The following is a 4,288-nucleotide window of genomic DNA, read 5'->3' on the forward strand; positions in this document are numbered from 1 at the left end:
ATAAAACTGCAGACTGATGACAAACCCCAATTTGTTGTATCCAATTAACGGACGCCAGCGTGGCGTCCCTACATAACAAAATAAAATCTGTTATTTTTCAATTGGTTATAACTTTCCTTGTAGGGACGCCACGCTGGCGTCCGAATGAAAAAAGACTTTGTCAATAATCTGAACCGAGCATTTATCTGCTCGGCTTTTTCTATCTGAAATTAGCGACGTAAACCTAAACGTGCGATAGTTTCTGAATATTTAGCAAGATCAGTACGTTTTAAGTAGTCTAATAATTTACGACGGCGTGAAACCATACGTAATAAACCACGACGACCGTGGTGATCTTTTTTATGCTCAGCAAAGTGGCCTTGTAAGTGGTTGATTTGTGCAGTTAAAAGTGCGATTTGCACTTCTGAAGAACCAGTATCTTTTGCATCACGACCAAATTCAGCAACGATTTTTGCTTTTGCTTCTACGCTTAGAGACATTTTTTACTCCTAAAAAGTAGTTAAGTTTAAATTCATCAATAGCCGATCTCTAATTCAGCTACGACACGAAGTTGCAAATTCTAAAGGGAATTCGCTATAAAAGCAATCTTCCCTAAATAAAATTTTAATGATGAGAAGTTTGATTACTTGGCTGTAAATACTCTTCTTTATTTGGATCAACCGCTTTTGATTTACGAATCATCGGCTCAACGGTTGAACCCTGAACTAAAATCGAGAACATCACCACCGAATAAGTCATCACCAAAATAATATCTTTCACATCAATTCCATCACCTACAAAAGCGGTTTTAGCAGGAATAGATAACGCCATCGCTAAAGCCAAACCACCACGCAATCCGCCCCACGTCATAATTTTTAACGTGTATGGATTATAAGTACGGAATTTTTTAAGTACTTGTAACGGAAGCCATAAACTTGCATAGCGAGCCGCTAAACAAACAGGAATTGCTGCAATCATTAAAATAATACCGTAAATACTAAAATCAATAAGCAATAACGCAAAACCAATTAGGAAGAATAACAACGCATTCAAGAAATGGTCGATCATTTCCCAGAAGTGATCTAAATAACGTTGGCTCTGTTCCGAAAAGCCTGAATGACGAGTCCAGTTACCAATCATAATCCCAGAAACTACCATCGCTAACGCACCTGAAACGTGAAGGAAGTTATTTGCAAACATAAAGCCTGCGGTTGGAATAGTTAAAGTAAGAAGGATTTCCAAGCTACCATCATCAGTAGATGAAATCAGAATATGTGCAATAAATCCAAGTACAAAGCCAAATAAGATACCGCCAATAGCCTCGTGTAAAAACAGCCCCATAATACCGCTGAAGGAAGCCTCCTGCCCACCAAAAGCAACGGCAAAGACAGTAACAAAAATCACCAAGCCGACACCATCATTGAATAAAGATTCCCCTTCAACTTGAATAGCAATACGTTTAGGTGCACGAAGATTTTTAATTATCGCAATAACTGCTATCGGGTCGTTTGGTGAAATTAACGCACCAAAGAGCAAACAATAAATAAAATCCATTGGTAACCCAATAAGATTACTTAAGAAATAGATAAGAGACCCAACAATAAAAGTGGAAGCAATAGTAGAAAACAGAGCAAAAATCGTAATTTCCCATTTTTGATCTTTCAATAATGGCAATTTAATACCTAACGAACCTGCAAATAACAAGAAACCTAAAATTCCGTTAAGCAAGAAACTCTTAAAGTCGATCTGCTCCATTACTTCAATCGCAATATGATCTAAATTAAACCAACCGAAAGAACCAAGCAATAAAAGTAACAAAGACCCCACCATCGCTGCCGCAGTAATGGCAATGGTTGATTGAACTTGAGCACTGATTTTACTGGTGATAAAGCCTAGCAAAATAGATAAGGCTGAGAGAAAACAAATATATGCGTAAATACCCATACGCTATCCTTAGAATGTCAAAGTAGTAAAAGGAAATGAAAATATGAGTGCGAATTAAAGCAAATTTTCCCTTCAAATGCAAAAAATCCTAACAAAACCGATCTGCAAGCGGTCTTATCGCCACAATTTTTTGCAAAAATTCAAATTTGAGAATTAGTTGCTTTACAGTATAATCAAGCAAATATTAACTTGATTAAGGAATATAATCGCAATGATTGAAAATATGCATAATCGAACAAGCGGACCAGTATTTAAAATTATTTTTGCACTAGTGTCGCTTTCATTCGTACTTGGTGGAATTGGTGGAACATTGTTTACAGCCGACACATCAGCAGTAAAAGTAAACGGGCAAGAAATTTCCCAACAGTTATTTAACAACCAAAAAAGCCAACGAGAAAACGCACTTTACACTCAATTAGGTGGACAAGCAGGCGATCTACTTGATAATCCTGAATATGCCAAACAATTTCAGCAAGCTATTTTAGATGGATTGGTAAATGAAGAACTTATTCGCCAATATATCCAAGAATTAAAGCTAGGTATTACCGCAGACCAAATCAAGTCAGAAATTGTCAATAGCGGTGCATTTAACACCAACGGTAAATTCGACAATGCTCTTTATCAACAATCATTACAACGTAGCCGCATTACACCAGATCAATATGCAGCGACAGTGCGTGATGGAATGTTAATCTCTCAGTTGAATGAAGGCATTATCAATAGTAATTTCAGCGTACCAGCAGAAAAAGAGCTATTAGCTAAATTATTACTACAAAAACGTGTTGCTCGTTTATTCACAATGCCAATTGCAAAAGAAATGGCAAATCAAACCGCTTCTGAAGATGAACTAAAAAGCTACTATGATGCTCATCAAAAAGAATTTATTAACCCAGAGCAAGTTGCGGTGGAGTACCTCATCGCGACCCCGAAAGATTTTGAAAATAAGGTTCAAATTACCCCAGAACAAATTGAAACCTATTATCAAACCAACAAATCTCAATTTGGGAATATAGAGAAAAAAGCAGCGCATATTCAAGTAGCTGATGAAACAACAGCCAATACGATTTATGAACAGCTAAAAAATGGTACTGAATTTGCAACGTTAGCGAAAGAACACTCAACTGACAGTATTACAGCTAAAAATGGCGGTGATTTAGGTTGGGTAAAAAATGGCACTTTCCCTACCGCTTTTGAAGTCGCTTTAAATAGCCTAAAAGTGGGTGAATTTAGTAAACCTGTCAAAATTGATGGTGCTTACCACATTGTTAAAGTACTAGAACAACGTGGTAGCGAAACCCCACTTGCAGAAGTGAAAGATCGCATTACAAGCATTATCAAAAGTGAACTTGTTGCACCAGAATACTCAAATGCAATCAATGAGCTAAAAAATAAAGCCTTTGAAAATAGTGGTTCATTACAAGATGCTGCTGATGCTGTTGGCTTAACATTAAAGAAAACCAAAAGTTTTACACATAGCCAAATTCCAGCAGAATTAAATAACGACAAAGTTATCAAAGCTATCTTCAATAGTGAGTTGAAACAGAGCAAGCAAAACTCAGAAGCAATTGATATTACCAATGGTGATCAAGCGGCAACGCTTTTCTTACGAGTGACTGATTATCAAGCAGAAAGCACTCAAACGTTTGAGCAAGCTAAATCTGCGGTTGAACAACTAGTTAAACAAGAAAAAGCCGAAAAAGCATTACTTGCCAAAGCAGAGCAAGAAGTAAAATCACTCAATGCAGGAAACGCAGCAACAGTGGATTTCGGTAAAGCAGAAGAGCTTGTATTTATCCAAGCTCAAACAACGCACCCAGTATTATCACAAACGCTATTCTCAATGGCGAAACCAAGCGATAAGCCTAACTATCAAGTTGCTAGAGATAAAAATGGTGATGTGTTAATTATTGCTTTAGATAAAGTGGTTGATGGCAGTATTGAGCAAGAAGGTTTTACAATGTTATCTAATGCGATTTCACAGCAAGATCAAGCAGCACTTTATTTAACACTATTAAATGATTTGCGTGCAAAAGCTAAAATCGAAATAAACCAAGAGTTTATGGAAGAGCTAGAAGCACAATATCAAAAATAACCATCACAGATTATTGACGAACTTATTTCGTGTAGGGTGGGCTTTAGCCCACCATAGATTATTAACAAAGTCTTTTCTTATTCGGACGCACGCAGTACCCCCTACAAAGATAATTATAACCAATTGAAAAATAAACGATTTCATACCATTATGTAGGGACGCCACGCTGGCGTCCGTTTATGAAATACAACAAATTAGGGCTTATTATCAATCTATAGTGAGCTTTAGCCCACCATAGATTATTGACAAAGTCTTTTTTCATTCGGACGCACT

The 4,288-nt window shown here is 36.9% G+C and carries 3 protein-coding genes; 1 reads left to right on the forward strand and 2 read right to left on the reverse strand.

Going from position 1 to position 4,288, the window contains the following annotated elements; translation table 11 throughout:
- Positions 1-209 precede the first annotated feature (209 nt).
- Together rpsO and A1D25_RS08705 are read right to left on the reverse strand one after the other, a co-directional pair.
- Positions 210-479, reverse strand: a complete 270-nt coding sequence (gene rpsO, locus A1D25_RS08700; RefSeq protein ID WP_157395296.1) for a 30S ribosomal protein S15 — start codon at positions 477-479, stop codon at positions 210-212.
- Positions 480-603: 124 nt separating this feature from the next.
- On the reverse strand, positions 604-1,923 hold the full coding sequence (locus tag A1D25_RS08705) for a cation:proton antiporter (protein WP_157395297.1): 1,320 nt from the start codon (positions 1,921-1,923) through the stop codon (positions 604-606).
- A 211-nt stretch (positions 1,924-2,134) separates the two neighbouring features.
- Here A1D25_RS08705 and A1D25_RS08710 point away from each other — a divergent pair, with 211 nt between their 5' ends.
- On the forward strand, positions 2,135-4,015 hold the full coding sequence (locus tag A1D25_RS08710; RefSeq protein WP_157395298.1) for a SurA N-terminal domain-containing protein: 1,881 nt from the start codon (positions 2,135-2,137) through the stop codon (positions 4,013-4,015).
- Positions 4,016-4,288 lie beyond the last annotated feature (273 nt).

Source organism: Ursidibacter arcticus, assembly GCF_009761375.1.
GTDB classification, from domain to species: domain Bacteria; phylum Pseudomonadota; class Gammaproteobacteria; order Enterobacterales; family Pasteurellaceae; genus Ursidibacter; species Ursidibacter arcticus.

What these genes read in the sequence shown, in the direction of transcription:
- A1D25_RS08705 (WP_157395297.1), bottom strand. Translation starts at nt 1,923, where the DNA reads ATGGGTATTTACGCATATATTTGTTTTCTCTCAGCCTTATCTATTTTG.
- rpsO (WP_157395296.1), bottom strand. Translation starts at nt 479, where the DNA reads ATGTCTCTAAGCGTAGAAGCAAAAGCAAAAATCGTTGCTGAATTTGGT.
- A1D25_RS08710 (WP_157395298.1), top strand. Translation starts at nt 2,135, where the DNA reads ATGATTGAAAATATGCATAATCGAACAAGCGGACCAGTATTTAAAATT.